Source organism: Flavobacterium faecale, from assembly GCF_048320115.1.
Taxonomy (GTDB): Bacteria; Bacteroidota; Bacteroidia; order Flavobacteriales; family Flavobacteriaceae; genus Flavobacterium; species Flavobacterium faecale_A.
In genome coordinates, this window is record NZ_CP182943.1 from 2107564 (window position 1) to 2131152 (window position 23589).

Genomic DNA, 23589 nt, shown 5'->3' on the forward strand with positions numbered 1-23589 from the left:
TTATCCTTTAGAAATTTCGTTTGATAATTCGTTTGTGTCACCTTCTAGGTAAGGGAAGTACTTTTTAAGTTGTTCCCCAGCTCTGGTAATTCCGTCAATCAAACCTTGTTTGAAATTGCCAGTTTTGAATTGCGCTACCATGGCGTCTTTGGTACAATCCCAAAAATCATGAGGTACCACATCATTAATTCCCTTGTCACCACAAATTACAAATTGATGATCTTCAACAGCAAGATAAATCAGTACGCCATTTTTGAGTTCAGTCGCATCCATGCCTAGGTCATGAAAAACTTCTGTGGCCCTGTCAAAAGGAATTTTAGAAGTTGTTTTTTCGATATGAACACGAATCTCGCCCGAGGTTTTTTCTTCGGCCAAGCGAATCGTTTCTACAATCGCTTTTTCCTCTTCTTGGGTTAAAAAATCTTCTACTTGTGACATGCAAAGGAGTTTTAGTTTCAAGTGTAAATACACTCAAAATTAGAATAAACATTTTTTACCATTAAGAAATTAAGATTCATTAAGTCTACTTGAGCTAAATTATCTTAATTTCATAATGGTTTTTTTTTTTTTTTCAATGTTTTGAAAATTTCAGATTGATTTTAGAGGTGTAAATCTCCTATCAAAAATCGTTAATCAAAAATCAAAAATATTTTTTAGAATTTCACTTCTACGGGTTTTTCAGCACCTTCTACAGCATTGAAATAAGCTTTCTCTTGGAAACCAAACATTCCCGCAAACATAGAGTTTGGGAAGGTTTTGATATGTGTATTGTATGGTTTAACAGTTTCGTTAAAACGAGTACGAGCTGTTAAGATTTGGTTTTCAGTGCTTGCCAATTCGTCTTGTAATTTTAAGAAATTTTGATTCGCTTTCAAATCAGGATATTGCTCTACAGTTACTAATAAACGAGACAAAGAGCTGCTTACGCCACTTTGTGCTTTGTTGAAAGCTTCTAATTGTTCAGGTGTAATGTTGGCTGGGTCAACAGTTGTCTGAGTCGCTTTGGCACGAGCTTCAATTACTGCTGTTAAAGTGCTTTTTTCAAAATCAGCAGCTCCTTTTACAGTGTTTACTAAATTTCCAATAAGGTCATTACGTCTTTGATACGAAGTTTGTACATTTCCCCAAGATTCTTCGATATCTTGATTTAAAGTTACCGCTGTGTTGTTGATGCCTTTAACCCAACTATAACCAGCGAAAAGAATAACTGCTACAATAATCCAAGGTAAAAATTTTTTAAAATCCATGTTTCTATTTAATTTAAAGTTTGTTGTTTTTATTTACTATATATTTTTAAAATTGTCAATTTCAATTGCTTATTGATATTGTTTTTTTTTACTTTAAAGTTCGTTTTTAATATTGGTTAACTGCGTTTTGATTGCTTCCAGTTTTCGAATAATTTCAAATTTGTCCAAGGTTTTCTTTTGTCCTTCTTTCAGGTGAATTTTAGCACCTTCAAGAGTAAAACCTCTTTCTTTAACCAAATGATAAATCAATTGTAAATTGGTCACATCCTCAGGAGTAAACATTCTATTGCCTTTGGCGTTTTTCTTTGGTTTCAAAATATCAAATTCGCTATCCCAAAATCGGATGAGCGACGCATTTACATTAAAAGCCTTAGCGACCTCTCCAATGCTGTAATACCTTTTATCTTTTGAAAGTTCTATGTGCATTTTAATTTTTGTTTCAAGTTTAAAGTTTTAGGTTTTTTCCTGCAAGGTATAAAATCTGTTTTTTAATTTCAATGTTAATATTATAAGCTATTCTTAAATTTTAAATCCCAAATCTCAAATCCAAATTCCTTAATCCAGCGATTGATTCTCCTGATTCGCTAATTTAGATATCGCCACATATTCCACTGCCGAAATATTGCCGTAATAAAAATTCAACGGATTCACGACCTTACCATCTTTATGGACTTCATAATGTAAATGTGGCGCTTCCGATCTTCCTGTACTGCCTACAAACCCAATGATATCTCCTCTTTTAATCCTTTGCCCTGGACGGCAGTTGTATTTGCTCAAATGCGCATACAACGTTTCGTATCCATAACCGTGCCTAATGACCACATGATTCCCATAACCTGAAGCATTGGCATCTGCTTGTGACACTACGCCATCTCCTGTGGCATAAATGGGAGTTCCTGTTTTAGCTGTAAAGTCCATGCCTTCATGCATTTTTCTTGCTTTAGTAAATGGGTCGGTCCGGTATCCAAATCCAGAAGCCATGCGTTTCAAGTTTTCATTTCGAACTGGCTGAATGGCAGGAATAGCAGCTAATAATTTGTCTTTTTCCTTGGCTAATTTCAAAATGCCATCCAATGATTTAGACTGAATAGCGAGTTGTTTTGCCAAAACATCTATTTTTTGGGTAGTACTCAAAACTAGCTTGGTATTGTCGTACCCTTGCAGCTCGGCATATCGATTGGGGTCTTTAAATCCTGATTTGCGTTCCTCTGTTGGAATAGGGGAAATGTTAAAATAAGTGCGGTAAAGGTTATTGTCTCGGTCTTCAATAGCTGCCGCAACTGCTGATAGCTCTTCAATGCGTTTATTTAAAACCTCATAATTCAATTTTAAATTCTCAATCTGACGCATCAAGAGGCGGTCTTTTGGTGTGTCAAAATAAGGTGTATTCAATAAAGCTAGAAAACACAGGAAACCAAATAAGGCCGAAGCCACCAAAAACAAGACTGCATAAGCAAATTTGTGTCTTTTTTTTGTTTTGATCTTCCGATATGCCAGATTTTCAGAATCGTAATAATATTTTACTTTCGCCATATTTTAAAATACCCTATTTTTGCACGTCCAAAAAGGTTGGTCGAACAAATTTAATAAATGTTTCATTCGTAACACCCCTTTTTTCGGAATAAAAAAATAATTAGAGCCTATTCCAGCTATCCGTTGCAAGTTCTCGTTTAGCAATCTTTTTTTCTACCCTGTTGCAGGAGCTTCCTCTGGTCGCTCTGCACCATCAAGAAAAAAATAGATTGCCCAAACTCGAAGCTTTCCACTTTTATCTGGGGCAAAAAAGTTGATTCGTTGATTTGGTTTTTCGTTTATTCGAACAAACCATTAAACAATTAAGCAATTAACCGATTAAACATTAAAAATGAAATCACAAGACATTCGCAAAGCGTATTTACAATTCTTTGAAAGCAAAGGGCATTTAATCGTTCCTTCGGCACCTATCGTTCTTAAAGACGACCCCACCTTGATGTTCAACAACTCAGGAATGGCACAGTTTAAAGAGTATTTCTTAGGAAACGCCACACCCAAAAGCAATCGTATTACCGATACGCAAAAATGTCTTCGTGTATCTGGAAAACACAACGATTTGGAGGACGTAGGTTTTGATACCTACCACCACACCATGTTCGAAATGCTAGGGAACTGGTCATTTGGCGATTATTTCAAAAAAGAAGCGATTCCGTGGGCATGGGAATTTTTGACGGAAGTTTTAAAGTTAGACAAAGATCGTTTGTATGTTTCTGTTTTTGAAGGAAACGAAGCAGAGAATGTGCCTTTTGATCAAGATGCTTTTGATATATGGAAACAATTCGTTTCTGAAGACCGAATTATCCTTGGTAATAAAAAAGACAACTTTTGGGAAATGGGAGACCAAGGCCCCTGCGGACCTTGTTCAGAAATCCACATCGATTTGCGTACCGATGCAGAAAGAACCGAAGTTTCAGGTTTCAGTTTGGTAAATGCTGATCATCCGCAAGTAGTGGAAATTTGGAACAACGTATTTATGGAGTTCAACCGTAAGGCCGATGGTTCACTAGAAAAATTACCAGCACAGCACGTTGATACCGGAATGGGATTTGAGCGTTTGTGTATGGCAATGCAAGGCGTGACATCCAATTATGACACGGATGTGTTTACACCACTAATTGAAAAAGTGGAGCAAATCACAGGATTGAAATACACTTCAAACGAAATAAAAACCGTTTCTGAAGAGCAAAACAAAACGAATATCGCTATTCGTGTGATTGTAGATCACGTGCGTGCGGTAGCCTTCGCTATTGCCGATGGACAATTGCCGTCTAATACTGGAGCGGGATACGTAATTCGTCGTATTTTACGTCGTGCCATTCGTTACGGCTTTACTTTCTTGAATACAAAAGAGCCATTTATTTTCGAATTGGTAGCGGTATTAGCAGACCAAATGGGAGAATTTTTTCCAGAAATCAAAAAACAACAAACTTTGGTTACCAATGTTATTCGCGAAGAAGAAGCTTCTTTCTTGAGAACTTTGGATCAAGGATTGCAATTATTAGACAAGGTAATTGCTGAAACTTCAAGTAAAGAAGTGAATGGAGCTAAAGCATTCGAATTATACGATACATTCGGTTTTCCAATCGATTTAACGGCTTTGATTTTAAGAGAAAGAGGATATAGCTTGGATGAAGCTGGTTTTGATAAATCCATGCAAGAACAAAAATCACGTTCTCGTGCGGCCTCAGAAGTTTCTACTGATGACTGGAAAATTTTAGTGGACGGAAATGTTGAATCTTTTGTAGGCTACGACCAATTAGAAAACGAAGTTAAAATCACTCGTATTCGTAAAGTTGATTCTAAAAAAGATGGGGTGATGTACCAAATCGTTTTAGACGCTACACCATTCTATCCAGAAGGTGGAGGTCAGGTTGGGGACAAGGGAACCTTAGTTTCGGCAAACGAAACTATTGAAATCATCGATACTAAAAAAGAAAACAACTTGATTTTGCATTTTGCTAAAAAATTACCAGAAAATGTAAATGCAAGTTTTGTAGCCAAAGTTAATATCGATTTAAGAAGTTTGTCTTCTAAAAATCACTCGGCGACACACTTGATGCACTTGGCATTGCGCACGATATTAGGAACGCATGTGGAGCAAAAAGGGTCGTTAGTAAATCCAAATTATTTGCGTTTTGACTTCTCACACTTCTCTAAAGTGACGGATGAAGAAATTCAGCAAGTGGAGGATTTCGTCAATGCTAGAATACAAGAGCAATTGCCATTAATTGAAAGAAGAAATATCCCAATTCAACAAGCCTTGGACGAAGGTGCGATGGCTTTGTTTGGTGAAAAATATGGAGATAATGTACGTGCAATAAAATTTGGCAACAGTATGGAATTGTGTGGTGGAATCCATGTGAAAAATACCGCTGATATTTGGCATTTTAAAATCGTTTCTGAGGGAGCTGTTGCGGCAGGAATTCGTCGTATTGAGGCGATTACTGGTGATGCTGTTAAAAAATTCTTTGCGTCGCAGGAGGCATTGTTAGGCGAAATTAAAGCAACTTTAAAGAACCCTCAAGATGCTGTGAAAGCGGTGGTTTCTTTGCAAGATGAAAACGCCAAACTGAAAAAACAAGTCGAAGCCTTGTTGAAAGACAAAGCAAAAAATATGAAAGCTGAATTGGCTCAAGAGATTCAAGAACTAAACGGCATACAGTTCTTAGCCAAGCAAGTGGATTTGAATCCGGAAGGCGCAAAAGATTTGGCGTATGAACTAGGAACCTTAGGAACCAATTTGTTTTTGGTTTTGGCCACAGCCGACGAAGGAAAGCCAATGTTGACTTGTTATATTTCTAAAGAATTAGTAGCTGAGAAAAGCTTAAATGCGGGACAAGTTGTGCGCGAATTGGGTAAATTTATCCAAGGTGGCGGTGGCGGACAGCCATTCTTTGCTACTGCAGGTGGTAAAAACGCTGGAGGAATTCCAGATGCTTTGACCAATGCAATTGAATTCGTGAAGTAGTAGAAAAAAAATAAAAACCAAAGCTATAGTTTTTTTATATCTTTGGTTTTTATAATGTTAGAGATTGTAAGAATACCACCTTTATAGTTTTAATTTTTAATATCATTAAATGACAAAAAGAATATTTATATATTGGTTCTTGACAATTGCTTTTTTGTCGCTTTCTTCTTGTACGGATGATTTAGATGATAAAATTAAATACGTAAAAAATATTGTTGAAACTTCGGAGAGTGGAACAGAAAAAACAACTACCTTTTTTTATAATCAAGCCCAGCTTGTTAGAATTGAGAGCGCTGAAACGATAAAAGTATTTACCTATACTGCCGATTTGATTACCAAAATCGAAACGACGACCCTTTCAAACAACTCGAAAACCATTGTGAATTATTCCTATAACAACGGAAAACTGCAAACCGTTCAATCCGATGGGGATTATGTCATCAATTATACGCATAATCAGGACGGTACGATATCTTATGAAAAGTTTGATATCAGTTTATTGCCGTTACCTGTAAAATTACATCATGGAAAATTGTATTTTGATAATGGGAATATCATTAGAGAAGAACGTACCTTAGATAATGTAGGGGTAGGAGTGTTGTCACGCTATTATGTGAATTATGAATATGATTTAAAATCTAATCCTTTGCATCATATTCAAGGGTATGAAAAATTATTGGACCACGAAGGGATTATTTCTACAAATAATTATCTTATCAGTACCGTAGAAACCAGTGTTGAAAAAGATGGACAAATTATTTCGTCGGCTAGTTTTTATAAAAATACCTTTAAATACGACAAGAGGAATTATCCAGTGGAGAAAAACTCTTTAGTAAGTATTCCTCACAAAGGTATTTCCTATAATTTGAAAACAACTTATCATTATTAACCCTACAATGGATTTCAGACTTCAAGTTCCTATTTCAAAAAGTAAATTTCCTATTGATTATGATTCCAAAATACTATCACTAGGTTCTTGCTTTGCCGAGAATATGAGCCAGAAATTTGAGTTTTACAAATTCCAAAATACAGTGAATCCTTTTGGAATTATTTTCAACCCTGTCTCCATTGAAAAATTAATCCAACGTACGGTTCGCAAAGACTATTTTACCGATAACGATGTTTTTTTTCATAACGATTTATGGCATTGTTTTGAAGTACATTCTGAATTGTCTAATCCAGACAAACAACAACTTCTCGATCAATTGAATGGATTGTTGGATGGGTTTTGTAACCAAATCACACAAGCAACCCATTTTGTCATTACTTTAGGCACTGCTTGGGTGTACCGCAGTATTGAAAGCAATGCGATTGTAGCCAATTGTCATAAAGTGCCTCAAAAACAATTTACTAAGAAGTTGTTATCTGTTGAGACTATTGTTAGTAGTATTCAAAGAAGTATCGACTTAATTCAGTCTGTTAATCCAAATTGCAATTTCATATTTACCGTTTCACCAGTTCGACACATAAAAGATGGTTTTTTTGAAAACAATATAAGTAAAGCATCATTACTGCGAGCCATTTATGAAATAGTGAATACTGAACACTTTAAACTGAATACTGAATACTTTTGTAGCTACGAAATCATGATGGATGAATTGCGTGACTATCGTTTTTACGCTCCTGATATGTTGCATCCAAGTCAAGTGGCGATTGATTATATCTGGGAACGATTCAAAGAAGCCACGATTTCTGAATCTTCATTTTCCTTGATGAAAGAGGTTCAACAGATACAAACCGCCTTATTGCATCGTCCTATTAATCCCAATTCAGAGTCTCATCAGCAATTTGTTATCAAAAATCAAAAACGAATTGAAACTTTGACCCAAAAATATCCTTTTATGGTTTTTTAACTTTTGATTATGATTTTCTCAAAGGATTTTGTTTATTTGAAACTATGTTTTGATTAAAGTAACGCCTATGGATTCAAATATACTTTACCTTAATTGTTTTGTCATATTTATATTATCATTAATTGTAGTCTCTATCCTTATTACCAAAAAAGAAAATCCCAAAGCAAGATTATCGTTCTGCTTTTTCTTTTTGAACATTATTTTGGTTTGTTTTTCTAATTTAATCACTTACTATTACGGTAATTATCATTTGGTATTTATTCAGTTTTCTATTACTGGTTTTGCATTGTTGTACGGGCCTATGCTGTTGCAATACGTTTATTTTACCTTGGAACAAAAACTACCAAAATATTGGAGTTTAAATTATTGGATTGTATTATTGGTTTTTGTAGCGGGTCTATATTATTTATTTATACCTGACGAATTGCAAAAACAATATTTTGACGAAATGATTCAAGGGAATCACACGCCTACGGCAATTTTGAATAATTTGGTGTTGTTTCATTCCGTTTTTTATTTTATTTATCTACGAATATTTCTCAATAAATTTAAAGTCAGTGAGAACGATATCCAACTAACTTTAAGAAAGGAATGGGTTTCTGATTTTGTAAATTATATGATTTTCTGTAATGTGATTTTTATTTTCTATTACATAATCGCTACATTATTTTATGCTGAATATATTGTTTTTGGGGATTTAGTAATTGTTCCCATTATTATCTTGGCTATCTATTCTTTTATTGTTATCAAAAGCTCTCAAAAGCATAAAGAAGCCGAATACAAATATGTTTTGTCACATATCGAAAATCAAAATGAATTGTTGCAACAACGTTTGTCTATTTCGAGAGATTTGCATGATAATATAGGTTCTCAGCTTACTTTTATCTTATCCTCCGTTGAAAATATTCAATATGCGCATACTATTGAGGATGCACATTTAGGAACCAAATTGAATACGATTGGTCAATTTGCAAAGGAAACCATCGTGGAATTAAGAGATACGGTTTGGGCTTTAAAGAGTAACGAAATGCTATTTGAAGATTTAGAAATGCGTGTCAATGATTTTATAGCTAAAGCAAAAATGTCAAACGAAGCGATTCAGTTTAGTTTTGTGATTGACGAAAAATTAAGGGCTAAAAAGTTGAGTTCCATCGAAGGGATGAACATTTATAGGGTGTTACAAGAAGCCGTTCACAACGCTTTCAAACACGCACAAGCAAGACAGATTACAATAGCGGTTTCTGAAAAAGAAAACCAACTCCTAATTACCATTAAAGATGACGGAATTGGGTTTGACAGTGCTACTATTGTCAAAGGCAACGGACTGAATAATATGAAAAAAAGAATCCAACAAATAGGAGGGCAGTTCATATTGGATTCTAATTCGCAAGGAACAAAAGTGGAAATTAGGCTGTGATTTTCCTCTTTTTATTTAAAAATAGGGCAATTGCCTTATTTCCCATCAGCAATCATATTTAGAATTTTGTTTAAACTAATTTTAAATATGCAATATGAAAACCTTTTTTAAAAAATTATTTTTTCTATTCCTACTCACAGCCTTTCTAACTTCGAATGCTCAAACAATTAATGAGTTTAAGATTAAGAGTTTTGGAGGAACCAAACAATTAAAAAACAAACCTAAAAAAGTATTTGTAAACGATTTTGTGGTACATTATCAGTTTTACAATCAAAAAGAAAAGACTTCTAAAGGAGGAATGCTAGGAAGTGTACTGACAGGTGACGCCAAATCAAAACTTTTTTTAGGATTGGATAATTTAACCGAAGAAAATTTTAAAGACATTACCAATGATCTGTTTGCTGATTTTAAAAATCAATTGAAAACAAAGGGCTATGAATTTGTTGATGGGAAAAATTATGAAAAAACAGATGCCTTCAAAGGAAGAGAGCGCATAGAAAATTATCCCGTTTCTTATACCATTTTCCCAGGAGTTGCCTCTGTTCGTCCGAGTAATTATGCCTTTTATTCTTCAAACGAAAACTTCTTGAAAATGAATTACGGTTCTAAATTGTCCAAAGATTTGGATGATGCAGTGGTGGCCAATGTAGAATTGTTTGTGTTTTTTATTGAAGATAAAAACTCATGGGCTCAAAGAAATAAAAGTGCCAATATAAAAGTAGAAACACAATTGCGTATTGTTGCTTATGACAATGTCAAAGCCATCAATGAAAAAGAAATAAGCAAATTACAAGCCTTAACCATCGGGAAGAAAAAACAAGTGGATATTCCAGCACAAAGCCAAATTGACATCACTTGTGGACGTAACCCTATTGGAGGGTCGCCTGATGTTAGTTATATAGGAACGCTTAAAAATGATATTGTTATCGATGGAGCTTTCAAAACGCAAACTATTAAGAGTGAGGCAAAAAATGATGAAGATTACATAGGTACCAATACGGCTTTTGGGAAAGTGTATAGAGCCAACAATATTACGGTTTCTAACAGTTATGTTTTACCAGTGGATGTAGAAAAATACAAAGCAGGGGTGTTAAAAGGTGGAATAGCTTTCCTTAAATCACACATTGATGAAATGCTAAATTAAAACACCTAGATTTGATTTAAAAGCTGACTGAATGATAAAAAAGAGGTCAGCTTTTTTATTTTTAGGAATAGTGAAATTTCGTTATATGCAATTCAAAATGAATAGAATCCTTCCCGTTTTTATCTTATTGCCACTACTATGGATTTTATGTTCCAATGTTTCCCAACCCGGAGTGTATAATAGTGGTGGAATGGCATTTACCATGTTGTTTCCCGAAGATTCATTGGCTTACAAAAAAATACAAATGCGGGATGAGCGTATTTATATTCAGTTGTACAAAGGCTATGCTGTGGTCAAAGGAGTTTACCAAATGGTTAATACCACTTCTGAAAAGTTGAGTTTTAAAATGGGATATCCCATCAAAGGAATTTATCATGGTGGTGCAGTGGAAAGCAATGAAGTGAGTTTGGATTCGATTTATAAATTCAAAGTGAAGTCCAATGGCAATGAGCTGCCTGTCCTTACACATCAATTTGATGACACGAATGAAGTAATGACGTTTGCAAACCAAAATTGGTTAACATGGCAGATGGATTTTTTGCCCCAACAAGAAAATGTAATTACGGTTTATTTCATTGTAAACACCAATAACGGACAGGTTTCAAGAGGGTATTCTAAAGATTATTTGAATGTGTTTACCTATCTCCTTGAATCAGGCAAAGTATGGAAACAACCTATAGAAAAAGCTACTTTTATCATACAATTGCGAGATGGTTTAAGTTACAAAGCTATTCGTGGCTTATCTGAACATTTTCAGTTTAAAAAAGCTTCTAATGCTCCGATATTCTTGGGAGGGTTAACAGCTTTTTCACCTTTGCCTAAAGATAATTTGGTTGTTACTTACGGTCATCAAATCGAAAATTTTGATTTCGAAAAGGTATTGGAAAAAGAAACTATTTTATTTGAGGCAATAGATGATTTTTCCAATCAAAAATTACCTTCCACTTTTGAAAAAATACAACCTCAAAGTCCTTATGAGGTATCATTTGATATTTGGTCAACTTTTCCGTTTATGATTATTATTTTAGGAATAATAGCACCTGTTGTTCTTATTGTAGTGGTTGTTTTTTATATTTTTAAGCAAATTTATAACCGTAGAAAATCCAAATAATAGTCTTAATTAATCTGCTTGGTATGAATAGCAATAGCTGTAATTTAGAGTTAAGAAACAAGTGGAAGTACCTATTGCTGCTTTTAGGTTTTTGGTGTCATGGAATTTTGGCTCAAGAAAAAATACCTTTGCAACAGCTCAAAAAACAAGCGAATTATTGGATACAAAAAGCGAATGATTCCAGCGACCAAAACAACAATGAAGCGCTTGTTTATGCTAAAAAAGCATTGGCAATTTCTCGACAAATACCCAATGACACGCTTTTGTCAAAAGTATATAATACGTTAGCCAACGCTTACCAACACAAAACCTTATTGGATAGTGCTATTGTATTTCATAAACAAGCGTTGCAACTTCGTCAAAAAATAAACAGTCCAATAGAAATTGGGGACAGCTATAATAATTTAGGAATATGCAGTGAGTTTTTAGGTGATTTAAAGACTGCCTTAACGTATTATTTTAAGGCCTTGTCAATGTATGAACGTCAAGGCAATCCAAGCAAGAAAGCGATGGTTTTGGCTAATATTGGAATCGTTTATAAGGAACTAAAGTCGTATGCCAAAGCTTTGAACTACTACAAAAAAGCCAATGTTATATATACTAGTATCAACGATGATTTTGGGAAGACGGCAACCTATGGTAATATGGGTTCGGTATTGTTGAATTTAAAGCAATATGAAAAATCGATACACTATTCTGCTAAAGCATTTGAAGGATATCGAGCTTTAGGGTTTAAAAACTACCTTCCGTACCCAGTTTCGAACATGGCCATGGCGCTGGATAGTTTAGGGAATTATTCTCAAGCGGAAACTAAATTTAAAGAGGCTATACTTGGTCATAAAGAAACGGGTAATGCTTATGAAGTGGCGAATGTTTTGAATGCTTACGCCAAAAGTTTGTTGAAGCAAAAAAGATATACTGAAAGTATTCAAAAATCCAATGAAGCTTTAGTGTATATTGAAATGACAAATGCTGAAAAACTTAAAGTAGCCCAATTGCAAAACTTGTCTAAAGCTTATGCCGGCCTGAATAAATTTGATAAAGCCTATTGGTTTTCGCAACAATACAATGCGATTAAAGATACCTTATTTGAAAAAGAAAAAGCCAAAGCCGTTTTTGAATTGGAAACAAAATACCAAACAGCCAAAAAAGATGCTTTGTTAATTAAATCCAAAAATCAACTCGCTGAACGTGAGCGCCGAATTAAAGAGAAAAACAAATTGTTTTATTTTGCTTCGGGCATGGCTTTTTTGTTAGGGTTGATAGGTTTTTTAGTGTACCAACAACAACGACTTAAAAACAAACAAATTATCAAAGAAAACGAATTAAAACAGGCGTTAATCAAAATTGAAAATCAAAACAATCTTCAGCAACAACGACTGGCGATTTCTAAGGATTTGCATGATAATATTGGCGCGCAATTGACCTTTATTATTTCGTCATTGGACAATTTGAAATATTTTGATTTCACAAAGGAAAAATTGTACTCCAAGTTTGATGCGATAGGTACTTTTACCCGTTCCACAATTACGGATTTGCGTGATACCATTTGGGCCATGAACAAGGAACACATCACCTTTGAAGACTTAAAAATAAGAACGACTAATTTTATTGAAGCGGCACGAACTTCTTTGATTGGCATCGCTTTTTCATTCACACATCCTCCTCAATCAGAGGAAATATGTTTTAATGCTTTGATGGGTATTGATGTGTATCGAATTATTCAAGAAGCGGTGAACAATGCAGTCAAACATGCAAGAGCGACCCAAATTAGTGTTCGTTTTGAAAATGAAAATAACCAACTCGAAATCACCATTCAAGACAATGGAACTGGTTTTGACACCACTACTATTGAAGCAGGTAACGGAATGCTATCGATGAAAAAAGAGCTCGCGAAATAGGAGCAACATTACAATTAACGTCATCAGATACAGGAACTCGTGTTCAGTTGTGTTTGCCTGAACAATAGTCGAATGTGGTTTTTTATAGCACAACATAAAATGAATTCGAATACCCATTCCATAGCTACTTACTGTTCAATTGTCCTTATGACAGGATGTACCATTATGGAAATTATTCATAAACAAACCACTGTATTTTACATTTTGTACTTGTTTTGGTTTGACGAATTTATTCGGACTGTTTTTGATAGAATTGCCTACTATTCCAAAAAAGTTCCAACAGCTGATGCGGTTCAATTCCTTGGAAATAATAAAGAAAGGTTCTTTATGTTGGGTATTTATTTGGTGTTTATTATTGTCTTTTTTGGTATCATCATTGATTGGAAAGAACTCGATTTGATAGGATTGAATTTTGAAATTTTTAGTTTTAAAAACCCTTATTTTAATGGAAGCCTGTTCATTTTTACACTAAGAGAAGGCTTTCTTTTTTATACTAATTCGAAAGTAAGATACGCCAAAGATATTTTCTCGAATGGCATACTCACGCTGCATCTGTCGCTATTGCTAGGCATTTTGATTTGGTTTTTATCTGCTCAAAAATGGCAATTCATGGTCGAATATGCCAATGTTTTCGCTGTTATTCCTTTTTTGATTCTGAAAATTATCTTCGAATTAAAACTAAAAGAATAACTGTTTTTTGACCAATATAGGGCAATTGCCTTATTTATTCGTGTTTCCTGTTTGGTTTATTTTGTGATAAACAAATAACCCATTATGAGAGCGATACGATACTTGTTTCTTTTTTTTGTATGTAGCACAATAGCCCAAAACGGTTTGTTTACTAACATACAATGGAGTACTAAATTAAAACCCATACTCAATAAAGCAGAAACCCATTGCTTGCTTTGGAACGGCTCTAGCTATGGTTTAATCTATGATTTGACAACAGGAGAACAAGTAAAAGAAGTTATCCTAACAGGCTTTACTAAGAGTAGCAGTTTTGAAGCTCTTGTTTTTGATTATAGAAACGACAAAGCCATTATAGCAGGTTGGGACAATAGCGAACTAAAACCAGACCATTATTTCTTATGGGATGAAGCCTCAAATTCTTTTTTTCCAGGCAATAATTTTGCAAAACCCAATCATGGAAAAATTATCGATTTGATTGGAGATGAAATAGTTTTTTGTTTTACGATTTATAAAAAAGACAGCAAGGGGCGTCTTGATTTAGACAAACCCGAACATAGTTTTGTGCAATTTTACAATTGGAAAACTAAAAAATGGCGTGAAACCAAATACGACTACGAATTTGCCGTTGCTATTCCGTCTAAGAATTTATTGGGCTTTAAGGAAAAAAACAAAATAAAATACCTTGATATAAATACGCTTTCATTTCTGGATACCACGACTGATTCGTATGACAATATTATCACGCATTATCAAGATGGGAAGGTTTATGCTGCTAAATATAATAAAGGAATTGATAAAGTAGCCTTGCTAGATGAAAAGACCTTGACCACAGGAAAATTTAGCAAACCACCTTCAACAAATAATTTGGATTATTATTGGGGTGCTTTATGGAAATACCAAATCCAACTGTTGAAGACCGAAAATAAAAGTTTAAATGCTCAGGATGTTGATTTAGTAATCACCAATAAGCAAACCAAAGAGGAAAAGAAAGTAAGAATCACGGCCAGTAGTAAGGAAGAAGTAGCTTTAGTACGGGATAGAGTTGAAACAATCAAAAATGCCCGTTTGAATCAAACAAAGAATGATTTAGCTAAAAAATATGCCGGTCAAGCAGCTGATTTTAAGGAATGGGAAATCAATTTTCAGGACTTGCCTAAATCCTACGTACATAATTATCAAAACGCCAAAGGAAGAGATATAACTAATTTAAAAATGTCTCGAAGATTGTTCTTAACGCCTAATACCACGGTTTATGCGATTGGTAAAATATTTCAATGTGAGGAATCCAAAACCTTTTTGGTGATGCTCAGAGGGCCTCAGGCAGAAGGAACCGAATCAGTTTATGCGGTGCTTAAAACAGACCATTATGGCAATAGATTGCAATACCAAATCGTTGCAAGAACCCTCAGCAATAATTTAGGATATATCCAGATGGATGATTTTTCCATTTCGACCTATCTCAATAACAATACAACCATTGATGTTACTGAGAATTATATGGGAGAAAAAAAGAAAAAACAGTATAAAATATATTGTCTGAATTAACGAATAAACGCATTTATAAAACAAACTTCTTTTAATTTCAACTCACAAAATAAAAACCAATTATGATGAAAAAAATACTACCATTAGCCTTGTTGTTAGCCATTACAACCACTTGGGCACAATCCAATTTTAACAAACAACCAGGAAAAAAAGAGTTTAAAAAAGGAATGGTTACTTACGAATCGTTTACAGATTCTAACGGTGCTGTATCGTACGGATTTAGAATAAACGGACTAATTGTAGGACCCAATATGGTGTTGCATACCAATGGGAAATCCTCGTTTGTAAATTACAATCTTAGTAGCCAAATGGATGGAACTTTAATTGAAATGGATAAAAATTCGGGGACGATAGATTTGATTACCTACAGAGATGGCGAAAAAGATGGTCCGTCGTTCAAAATAACCAATGGAAAACCGAGCTCAAGTCAGCAATACAAGAATGGCAAAATTGACCCAAAAGGTTTTAATCCACCACCTCCTGGAAAATATGCCTTGCAAAAAGGAGATGGAAAAACAGGTTTGACGATGGAAAAATACGATAAAAGTTATGCTTTAGGCTATTTTATTCACGGATACAGAAATTTTCCGATGATTCATGTATGGAATGACGGAGATTCCTACTACGGACAATATATGTTTGGAGAACGCAGAGGGTTTGGCGTTTTTTTCTATAAAAACGGAAATAAATACGTAGGCTATTGGGATGAGAATTATAGAGAAGGACTTGGTTTTTTAGTGGATAAAAACGGAGTAGTCATTGAAAAAGGCTATTATGATGACGGAAAATTAGTAACTCCATTATAATTTCAATTCTATGATGTCTTTGAAAAAAATAGCGATTCTATTTGGATTTTTTTGGTCATTAGTCGTAAGTGCGCAAAATGATTTCAATGCCTTTTACAACACTTATTTAGAAGGTTATAAATCGAATGATTTGTCAAAAATGAAATCCGGTAGCGAAGGCTTGATGGTCAATTTTTCGGATGAGTTTGCTGGCTTTTATCTGAACTCGTATTACCAAATCCTAAAAGGAGATTTGAATCAGGCACAGTTAGCCAATACTCAGGCAATGAACATTCAGCCTTTGATGTCATATCCCTATTACACACAGGCCTATATTGACTATCTCAATGGCAATACAGCAACTGCCATGAAAAATTTAGAATGGGCTGCTCAGTTGTGTACGTTTCCTTCACCCAAAGACATTATTGATGATATCGAAAAAATTGAGGTTATTACCAAGAAAGATTTATCGGCATTGAAAAATCAATGGAATGCCTATTATCAAACGAATTTTATTCAGCCTAAAATAAATTCGGCCAATGCTTTAGACCAATGCGTAAACGGTATTTTGACAAAGGGACAAAAGTGTGACAATCTGGACGCTCAATTTGCTTATTTTTCGACTTTAAAAAATGCCAATCCGTTATTTCAAAAAATGCTGCCCTTACTCAAAGCGGTAACGTATTATTACGGAAGAAATACAACAGCCAGCATTAAACAATTTGAAACCTTTATCGAAGGCAGCAAAAACATTCCTCAATTATACTGGAAAAGAAGTTACGCACTACATTTTTTATCAACCATCAAGAAAAATTCCTTTGACAGCCGTGGGGCTTTGTTGGATATCAATGAAGCGCTAGCCGATTATTCAAAGTTGCATTTCCCTTCGGTGCATCAGGCGTATATGCAAATGCATAAAATTAATGTGATAGGGGATGTAGGCAGTAATGTGGAGGAAAAAGTTCAAATGGCGTATCAATTGGAACAAACCGCTAACAAAATCAACAATGATTATTATAAGGCTCGAGCCTATGGAGTCATTGGCGCTACCAATTTTTTTAGTCGTGACCCTGTTGAAAAACAAAAAGCCACAGATTATATTTTGAAAGCCTATAATCTGGCAAAGAAAATACAAGATGACGACTTGTCAAATTCGGTTAATACTAACTATGCGATGATTAAAGCCAAACAAGGCTTGTTTGCTGAAGCAGTGCGTTTGAACGAAGAGGTAGCTACTAATTATTTGTCAAAAAAACAATATCAAAAAGCGCAAAACAACTACAACAACCTTGGTTTTGTTTTCTACATGCAAAAAGAGTATGCTAATGCGATTGTTCAGTTTGAAAAAAGCATCGATTTAATTGATAAAGTAAAAAAAGATTTGAATGCCAAGCAAAAGTTGGAATACATGAATGCTGTTTCAGGAACTTTTGAGGCGATGATGATGTGTCTAAAAGAAACCAATAAGGTGGACAAACTTTTTGAAATGCAGGAGAAAACCAGAAGTGGTTATCTTAAAGAATTGCTTACCATAAATAATGTGGCAACCATAAAGGATGCGCAGGCTATGCTCAGTGATGATGAAATATTGCTCACCTATTCGATAGGGCGACCTGGGGAACTTATTATTACGGCGATTACTAAAAACAAAGCCGAAATACGTTACAATTATCCTGTTGAGAATTTAATTGCTTTAAAAAAGTTTTATACCGATCGCATCAAAAAAGTACCTTCTGAATTGAACAAATACATGCAGGATTTTAATGTGGATTACGTCAACGGAAAATTGGTGCGTTATGCAGATAAAAGCAGTAATTATACCAAAGACGATTTTGTTACTTTAGTGCAATGGACTCGTGATGTTTTAGAAAATTCAGACAAACCCGATTACCAAAAACCACAAGCCGATTTTTTACATTTTTGGTACAATCTCACCTTGCAACCCGTACAGGATTTGGTTTCACAATATAAAAATGTCATTATTAGTGTGGCTTCGGAGTTGAATTATTTGCCTTTTGAAGCTTTCATTAGTCCCAAAAACCAATACTTTGTAAGTACCAATAATGTGCGTTATATTCCTAACGTAACCATTTGGAAAAAAATCGCAAACCGCCATTATAGTAATGACCGAAAATCCATTTTGGCTTATGGAGGCGCACAGTTTCAACCCTCAGGAAATGTAAAAGGAACGGTTCGTAATATGGAAGATTTTTACAAAGTTTCGGATGCGGTAACCAAAAAAATCCAACAAGGGAATTACAATCTTAAACCAGAATTGGAAGCCGTAGGTTTTGGTGGTGCCAATTTCTTAGAAGGAACGCTCAAAGAAGTACAATTTATGGCTACGCTGTCAAAAGATGTTAAGGTGGTAACCGGCTTGAATATGAGTGAATCCAACTTTAAAAAAGCCAATCTATTGGGTGAATTAAAACAATACAAAAACATCCTTATATCTACTCATGGTTTTACTGATGATGTGATACCCGAATTTAGTGGCGTGATGTTTTCGCAACCCAATGGAGGCGACGGACAAGAAGATACTTTTTTGTTAGCTCCCGAAATTATGAAACTCAACCTCAATGCCGATATGACGGTTTTGAGTGCTTGCAGTACCGCGGTAGGCAAACTCTATGGAGGTGAAGGAATTAATGGCTTGAATAACGCCTTCTTGATTGCGGGATCCAATAGTACTTTGCTGTCGTTGTGGCCCGTAAATGATGCTAGTACGGCGATAACCATGCAAATGTTGTTTAAAAAAGTAGTTCAAGAAAATGCCCAAGCCAGTGTGGTCTTGAACGATATCAAACGTGCTTTTATCAACGGTGATATAGGTGAAGCAGCCAAATCACCCAAATATTGGGCGCCTTTTTTATACAACGGGAGATAGTTTTTGGAACCCAAACAAATAGGGCAATTGCCTTATGGTGTGTGACTTCCTTTTTTTTCAACTTTGATTGTACTTTAATTTTGATACTTATGAAACGATTTTTTACCCTATTCCTCTTATTCAGTCTCTCTTTGGTTAAGGGACAAAACTTCTCCAAAGTCGTATTAAAACATTATGATATTGTGACCAATGATGTCGTTGCAATAAATGAGATTTCCAGTTCTTACAATGGTGTTTCAAAAACATTTGGTGTTGAAAGAAAGACAGCGTACGAATTTGATGCAAACGGGTACAATACGGCGATTAAATATCCTTCGAGTGATTCCAAAACAATTATTTCGTATGATAAAAAATACACCCAACAAACCAAACAAATTAATGATAAAAAATATGTTGAATACCTAATCGTAACTCCAGAACGTTATTATATTATGCCCACAAATGACGTGGAGAAAAACAGCGATGGTTCTGTCAAGAAAATAACGTATAAGGATTTGACTAACAAAAAAGATTTCGATTATAATTTTAGTTATAAGGGAGGTATTACAACCATTACGTCAACAGGTAGTTTTAATTTGACTCAACGTTTTTCTTCTGATGGATTAATGCTTTCGGAAGCCACGGATTTATTAAATACGTATTGTTTTTATAATAATCCAAAGACTAAATTGCTCTCTCAAAAAATATCAAAATTAAATAAAGGCGGTTCGGATATTTATTATATATCGCTATATGAATACGATACACAAGGCAATTGGATAGTACGTTATAACTTTTCGACGATTCCTACGTATGGAACAATGGGGAATTTGATACAGTCGGTTACCGTTAGGGAATTGGTTTATAAAAAAGGCAATAAGACCGGCTATACGACCATACCTGAGAATACTAAAAATAAGGCTATCAATCTTCGAACGAGCATTTCGGTTACTAAATTAGAGACTAATAATTACGAGAGTTTTCCAGTTTATATTGATTTTGATAAAAATCTTAACTCTCAAGCAAGTCTTAGCAATCCAAGTACACCTAGTAGTCCAAGTACACCAAACTCCCCACAACCCATGAGTGTGGATGTAAAATGTAGAGGAAATTGCCAAGATGGTTGGGGAACTTATACGTATGACAATGGTTATTATGACGGTTTTTGGAAAAACGGCCAAAAAAACGGCTACGGTCTATATGTGTGGAATACAGGAGCGAAATATTTTGGAAACTGGGAAAACAATCAAATGTCGGGTTATGGTGAAACGATATTGAGTAACGGTGACCTTCATTTTGGGTTATACAAAAACAACAAATACGATGGGGCAGGAGTGTTCTTTAACAAAGAAAAAAACAAATACGAACACAATATTTACCAAGAGGGGAATTTTCTAAAAACAGCGGGTTATATAACCATTGCAGGCGCAACTACAGGTTGTACAGCAGGACAGTGTTATAATGGTTATGGACGCTATGTATTTCCAAATGGCGATCAATACTACGGACTTTTTGTAAATGGAGCGATGCATGTAGGAAGTTTTATTTTTAAAAATGGAGATGTTTACATGGGCGAATTCAATGATAAAAATCAATTCTCAGGCTACGGATTTTATAAATTCAAAGAATCTGGTGATTTCTATCGAGGCAATTGGGCTGCTGGTAAATATGATGGTTGTGGTTACGGTTTTTTTAACAAACAAACGAGCCGTGGCGAATTTAAAAATGGGGTTTTGGTAAACAAAATGTGATAAGACCATGGGGAAACTTAGTAAAATAGTGGCGGTTTCACCTTCCTGTCAAGGAGTGTATTGGAATGCCCTGTTTTTAATAGTGTTGTTGTTTCTAGGAAAAGCGAATCCTATGGCCATTGTTTTTGCGTATGTGTTAGAGACGATTATCATAGGTGTGTTTCATGTGGGAAAACTGGTTTTAATCCTTCGTAACAATCCTTTGGAGAAAACACAATCTGGGATTACGTCTTATTTCATGATTCCGTTTTTTTTGCTTCATTATGGTTTTTTTGTAGCTATTCAAAGTGTTTTTATTTATATCGGTTTTGCAATTAAAGACGAACGCTTTTCAACCTCTTTGCAAGCGAGTAACTTTCTTTCTATTCTATCTTTAGAAGGCTTTTATTGGGTGTTCCTTTCCTTGATAGCAACTCATTCGATACAGTTTTATTTCCATTTTTATAAAAATAAAAAATACAATGAGTATAGTTTGAATCGGTATTTTATGAAACCTTATTTGCGGATTGTCATTCAGCAATTTTTAGCCATTATACCGTTCTTTTTTTTAATCATTTATGACCATGTGGGAATAATAGCGGCTTTGTTACTCATTGGGATGCGAACATTTCTAGATGTTTATCTTAGTGAATTAGCACGTCATCCAGAGAAATTAGATAAGGTAGCGCGCTCTTTGATGAAAACCAATCAACCCGAAGAATTACCCGAAATCAAAAAGACATTGCAGGTTTTTTTGGAAGATTAAAATGAACGCAAAACAAGGATGAAAGATGAGTGTATTGTTAATTTTATTATTTTTAGTAGGTTTGGTACTAGTAATGTGTTGCATCCAAGCCATCGCTAAGTCCAAAAAAGAACACCAAGTTTTGATGGAACAAATTGAGGATCAACTAGGGCTTCAAAAAGAAACCCAGCAGGATTTGCAAAAGAACGCAAAACAAGATTGGGTGTCGATGATTTATTTTAAGTTAAAAATCATCCAACAACAAGTACATTTACTATCGGAAATTTCTAAAGAAAGGGAACCATGAAAATAGCCATTATAGATGACAATCACTTTTTAATTCAGTCAGTCAAAGAAAAATTATCTTTTTTTGAAGAAGTAGAAATCAAATTTACAGCTTGTGATGGGAATGATTTGATGGAAAAATTAGAAACCAATTACAACCTCGATGTGTTGTTAATGGATATCGAGATGCCCGTGATGAATGGAATCGAGGCCACCTTGTTAGTCAAACAAAAGTTTCCTCATATTAAAATTATCATGCTCACTGTTTTCGATAACGACGAAAATATATTTAATGCCATAAAAGCGGGTGCCGATGGCTATTTGTTGAAAGATGTAAACCCTCATACCTTGTTCAACGGAATCGTGGAGACTCTAAATGGTGGTGCTGCCATGAATCCTTCAATCGCGATGAAAACACTAAAACTCTTGCGCAATCCAGTCGATTTTAATCTTGATAATCAAGAAGATTTTAATCTTACCGCTAGAGAAATCGATGTTTTAGAACAACTAGCTCAAGGGTTAAGTTATACTGTTATTGCGCAAAATATGTTTTTGTCTCCATCGACCATTCGCAAACACATTGAAAATATTTATAGCAAATTACAAGTGCATTCTAAACTAGAAGCTGTACAAAAAGCCCAACGAAATAATTTGATTTGATTCAGCACGTTCGTTTTTCTTTAGTATCTTCGTTCTTGAATTCTAATATAATCACATGAATCGTCTTGCTGAAATCAGAAAATGGGTAATACTAATCATTATTGGTTTTTTATTATTTTGGGCTTACCAATATTTTTCGAAAAAAGAGGATACTTCTACTGTTGAATACAATACAGCACTAATACAACAGCAAATAAAGAATGTGGGTAAATTAGTTGTTACCGAAGGTCATTTTGCCGAAGTACTTACTTATAAAGACAATAAAAAATACTTAGGAAGTTTAATTTCCTTTGAGAAAAAAGCCTTGGTAGTAGTCAATGCTGATGTGACCGTGGGTTTTGATTTGAGTTTAATTGAGTACCAAATCGATTCAGTAAACAAAGTGGTGACCATTCTAAAAATCCCAAAAGAAGAAATTAAAATCAGTACCGACCTAAAATACTATGACACCGAATCCAGTCGATTAAACGAATTTACCGGGGAGGATTACAACAAAATTGCCAAAATTGCCAAAGCCAATATTGCTAAAAAAGTAGCCAATTCTTCCCTGCAGAAAAACGCTAAGAATCGATTGATATCTGAATTGTCAAAATTGTTGATAATCACCAAAACTATGGGTTGGAAATTGCAATACGACGGCGAAATTTTAGATCAAGAAACTGATTTGAATCGAAAGATAAAGGGTTGATTGTTATTTGGTTATATTTTACGTCCCTCGTTCCTGAAATACTCAATTTTATAATGAAACATTTCAGCCATATTTTTGGCTCTTAGTTTGGCTTCATCAGCAATTGTACCTTCAAATGATGTATTTACAGTATCTGTGAAAATCTCCATCCAACGGTTAAAATGCTCTTTCTCCACTGGTAAATGTTTGTGTGGAGGAAACGGACTCCCAGAATAAGAGTGTACTTCTAATAAGATAGTTTGCCAAAAACGGTACATTTTTTCCAGATGTTCGTCCCAGCGATGTCCAATCTTTTGATTGAAAATAGGGCCAATCAAGTCGTCTTTTTGAACTTTATCGTAAAAGGTATTTACAAGGAGTTTGATGTCGTCTAATGTAGTAATATCTGGTAATGGCATTGTTATAAGTTAGTGTTTTGCAA

General features: G+C 34.7%; 21 protein-coding genes. 16 read left to right on the plus strand and 5 right to left on the minus strand.

The window, feature by feature from the left end; genetic code table 11:
• The 4 genes from ACNH59_RS08810 to ACNH59_RS08825 form a co-directional block, all read right to left on the minus strand.
• On the minus strand, window positions 1-438 hold the full coding sequence (locus ACNH59_RS08810; RefSeq protein WP_418262178.1) for a TPM domain-containing protein: 438 nt from the start codon (window positions 436-438) through the stop codon (window positions 1-3).
• A 215-nt stretch (window positions 439-653) separates the two neighbouring features.
• Window positions 654-1247 (minus strand): LemA family protein, encoded by a 594-nt coding sequence (locus ACNH59_RS08815; RefSeq protein WP_418262179.1) that lies wholly within the window; start codon window positions 1245-1247, stop codon window positions 654-656.
• A 93-nt stretch (window positions 1248-1340) separates the two neighbouring features.
• Window positions 1341-1673, minus strand: coding sequence for a MerR family transcriptional regulator (locus tag ACNH59_RS08820; RefSeq protein ID WP_220760030.1), 333 nt, complete (start codon window positions 1671-1673; stop codon window positions 1341-1343).
• A 129-nt stretch (window positions 1674-1802) separates the two neighbouring features.
• Complete coding sequence (locus ACNH59_RS08825; RefSeq protein WP_418262180.1) at window positions 1803-2780, minus strand: M23 family metallopeptidase; 978 nt, start codon at window positions 2778-2780, stop codon at window positions 1803-1805.
• 331 nt (window positions 2781-3111) lie between these two features.
• Between ACNH59_RS08825 and alaS the strand changes: the two genes are divergently transcribed.
• The 16 genes from alaS (at window position 3112) to ACNH59_RS08905 (ending at window position 23168) form a co-directional block, all read left to right on the plus strand.
• Window positions 3112-5748 (plus strand): alanine--tRNA ligase, encoded by a 2637-nt coding sequence (alaS, locus tag ACNH59_RS08830; RefSeq protein WP_418262181.1) that lies wholly within the window; start codon window positions 3112-3114, stop codon window positions 5746-5748.
• Between the two features lie 109 nt (window positions 5749-5857).
• Window positions 5858-6637, plus strand: a complete 780-nt coding sequence (locus ACNH59_RS08835) for a hypothetical protein (protein ID WP_418262182.1) — start codon at window positions 5858-5860, stop codon at window positions 6635-6637.
• Window positions 6638-6644: 7 nt separating this feature from the next.
• Complete coding sequence (locus tag ACNH59_RS08840; RefSeq protein WP_418262183.1) at window positions 6645-7601, plus strand: GSCFA domain-containing protein; 957 nt, start codon at window positions 6645-6647, stop codon at window positions 7599-7601.
• A gap of 67 nt (window positions 7602-7668) precedes the next feature.
• Window positions 7669-9018: a sensor histidine kinase gene (locus tag ACNH59_RS08845; RefSeq protein ID WP_418262184.1), complete on the plus strand. Its 1350-nt coding sequence runs from the start codon at window positions 7669-7671 to the stop codon at window positions 9016-9018.
• Window positions 9019-9112: 94 nt separating this feature from the next.
• Window positions 9113-10162, plus strand: a complete 1050-nt coding sequence (locus ACNH59_RS08850) for a hypothetical protein (RefSeq protein ID WP_320891297.1) — start codon at window positions 9113-9115, stop codon at window positions 10160-10162.
• A 97-nt stretch (window positions 10163-10259) separates the two neighbouring features.
• A complete protein-coding gene (locus ACNH59_RS08855) occupies window positions 10260-11273 on the plus strand; it encodes a hypothetical protein (protein ID WP_418262185.1) in 1014 nt (337 codons plus the stop codon).
• A 23-nt stretch (window positions 11274-11296) separates the two neighbouring features.
• Entirely contained in the window at window positions 11297-13174 is a 1878-nt protein-coding gene (locus ACNH59_RS08860) for a tetratricopeptide repeat protein (protein WP_418262186.1), read from the plus strand.
• 99 nt (window positions 13175-13273) lie between these two features.
• Window positions 13274-13864 (plus strand): hypothetical protein, encoded by a 591-nt coding sequence (locus ACNH59_RS08865; RefSeq protein WP_418262187.1) that lies wholly within the window; start codon window positions 13274-13276, stop codon window positions 13862-13864.
• Window positions 13865-13948: 84 nt separating this feature from the next.
• Window positions 13949-15409, plus strand: a complete 1461-nt coding sequence (locus ACNH59_RS08870) for a hypothetical protein (protein WP_418262188.1) — start codon at window positions 13949-13951, stop codon at window positions 15407-15409.
• A gap of 65 nt (window positions 15410-15474) precedes the next feature.
• The gene (locus tag ACNH59_RS08875) at window positions 15475-16215 is read left to right on the plus strand and encodes a hypothetical protein (RefSeq protein ID WP_220760051.1); all 741 of its coding nucleotides are present in this window, start codon (window positions 15475-15477) and stop codon (window positions 16213-16215) included.
• A gap of 10 nt (window positions 16216-16225) precedes the next feature.
• Window positions 16226-19081 carry a CHAT domain-containing protein gene (locus ACNH59_RS08880; protein ID WP_418262189.1) on the plus strand — a complete coding sequence of 952 codons (2856 nt, stop codon included), beginning with the start codon at window positions 16226-16228 and terminating at the stop codon, window positions 19079-19081.
• 89 nt (window positions 19082-19170) lie between these two features.
• The gene (locus tag ACNH59_RS08885) at window positions 19171-20811 is read left to right on the plus strand and encodes a hypothetical protein (RefSeq protein ID WP_418262190.1); all 1641 of its coding nucleotides are present in this window, start codon (window positions 19171-19173) and stop codon (window positions 20809-20811) included.
• Between the two features lie 7 nt (window positions 20812-20818).
• Window positions 20819-21556 carry a DUF6498-containing protein gene (locus tag ACNH59_RS08890; protein WP_418262191.1) on the plus strand — a complete coding sequence of 246 codons (738 nt, stop codon included), beginning with the start codon at window positions 20819-20821 and terminating at the stop codon, window positions 21554-21556.
• Window positions 21557-21581: 25 nt separating this feature from the next.
• Entirely contained in the window at window positions 21582-21842 is a 261-nt protein-coding gene (locus ACNH59_RS08895) for a hypothetical protein (protein ID WP_418262192.1), read from the plus strand.
• On the plus strand, window positions 21839-22480 hold the full coding sequence (locus ACNH59_RS08900; protein WP_418262193.1) for a response regulator: 642 nt from the start codon (window positions 21839-21841) through the stop codon (window positions 22478-22480). Before ACNH59_RS08895 ends, ACNH59_RS08900 begins: the two co-directional genes overlap by 4 nt.
• Before the next feature lie 55 nt (window positions 22481-22535).
• Window positions 22536-23168, plus strand: coding sequence for a DUF4230 domain-containing protein (locus ACNH59_RS08905; RefSeq protein WP_418262194.1), 633 nt, complete (start codon window positions 22536-22538; stop codon window positions 23166-23168).
• An 11-nt stretch (window positions 23169-23179) separates the two neighbouring features.
• Here ACNH59_RS08905 and ACNH59_RS08910 read toward each other — a convergent pair whose 3' ends face one another.
• Window positions 23180-23566, minus strand: a complete 387-nt coding sequence (locus tag ACNH59_RS08910) for a group III truncated hemoglobin (protein WP_418262195.1) — start codon at window positions 23564-23566, stop codon at window positions 23180-23182.
• Window positions 23567-23589 lie beyond the last annotated feature (23 nt).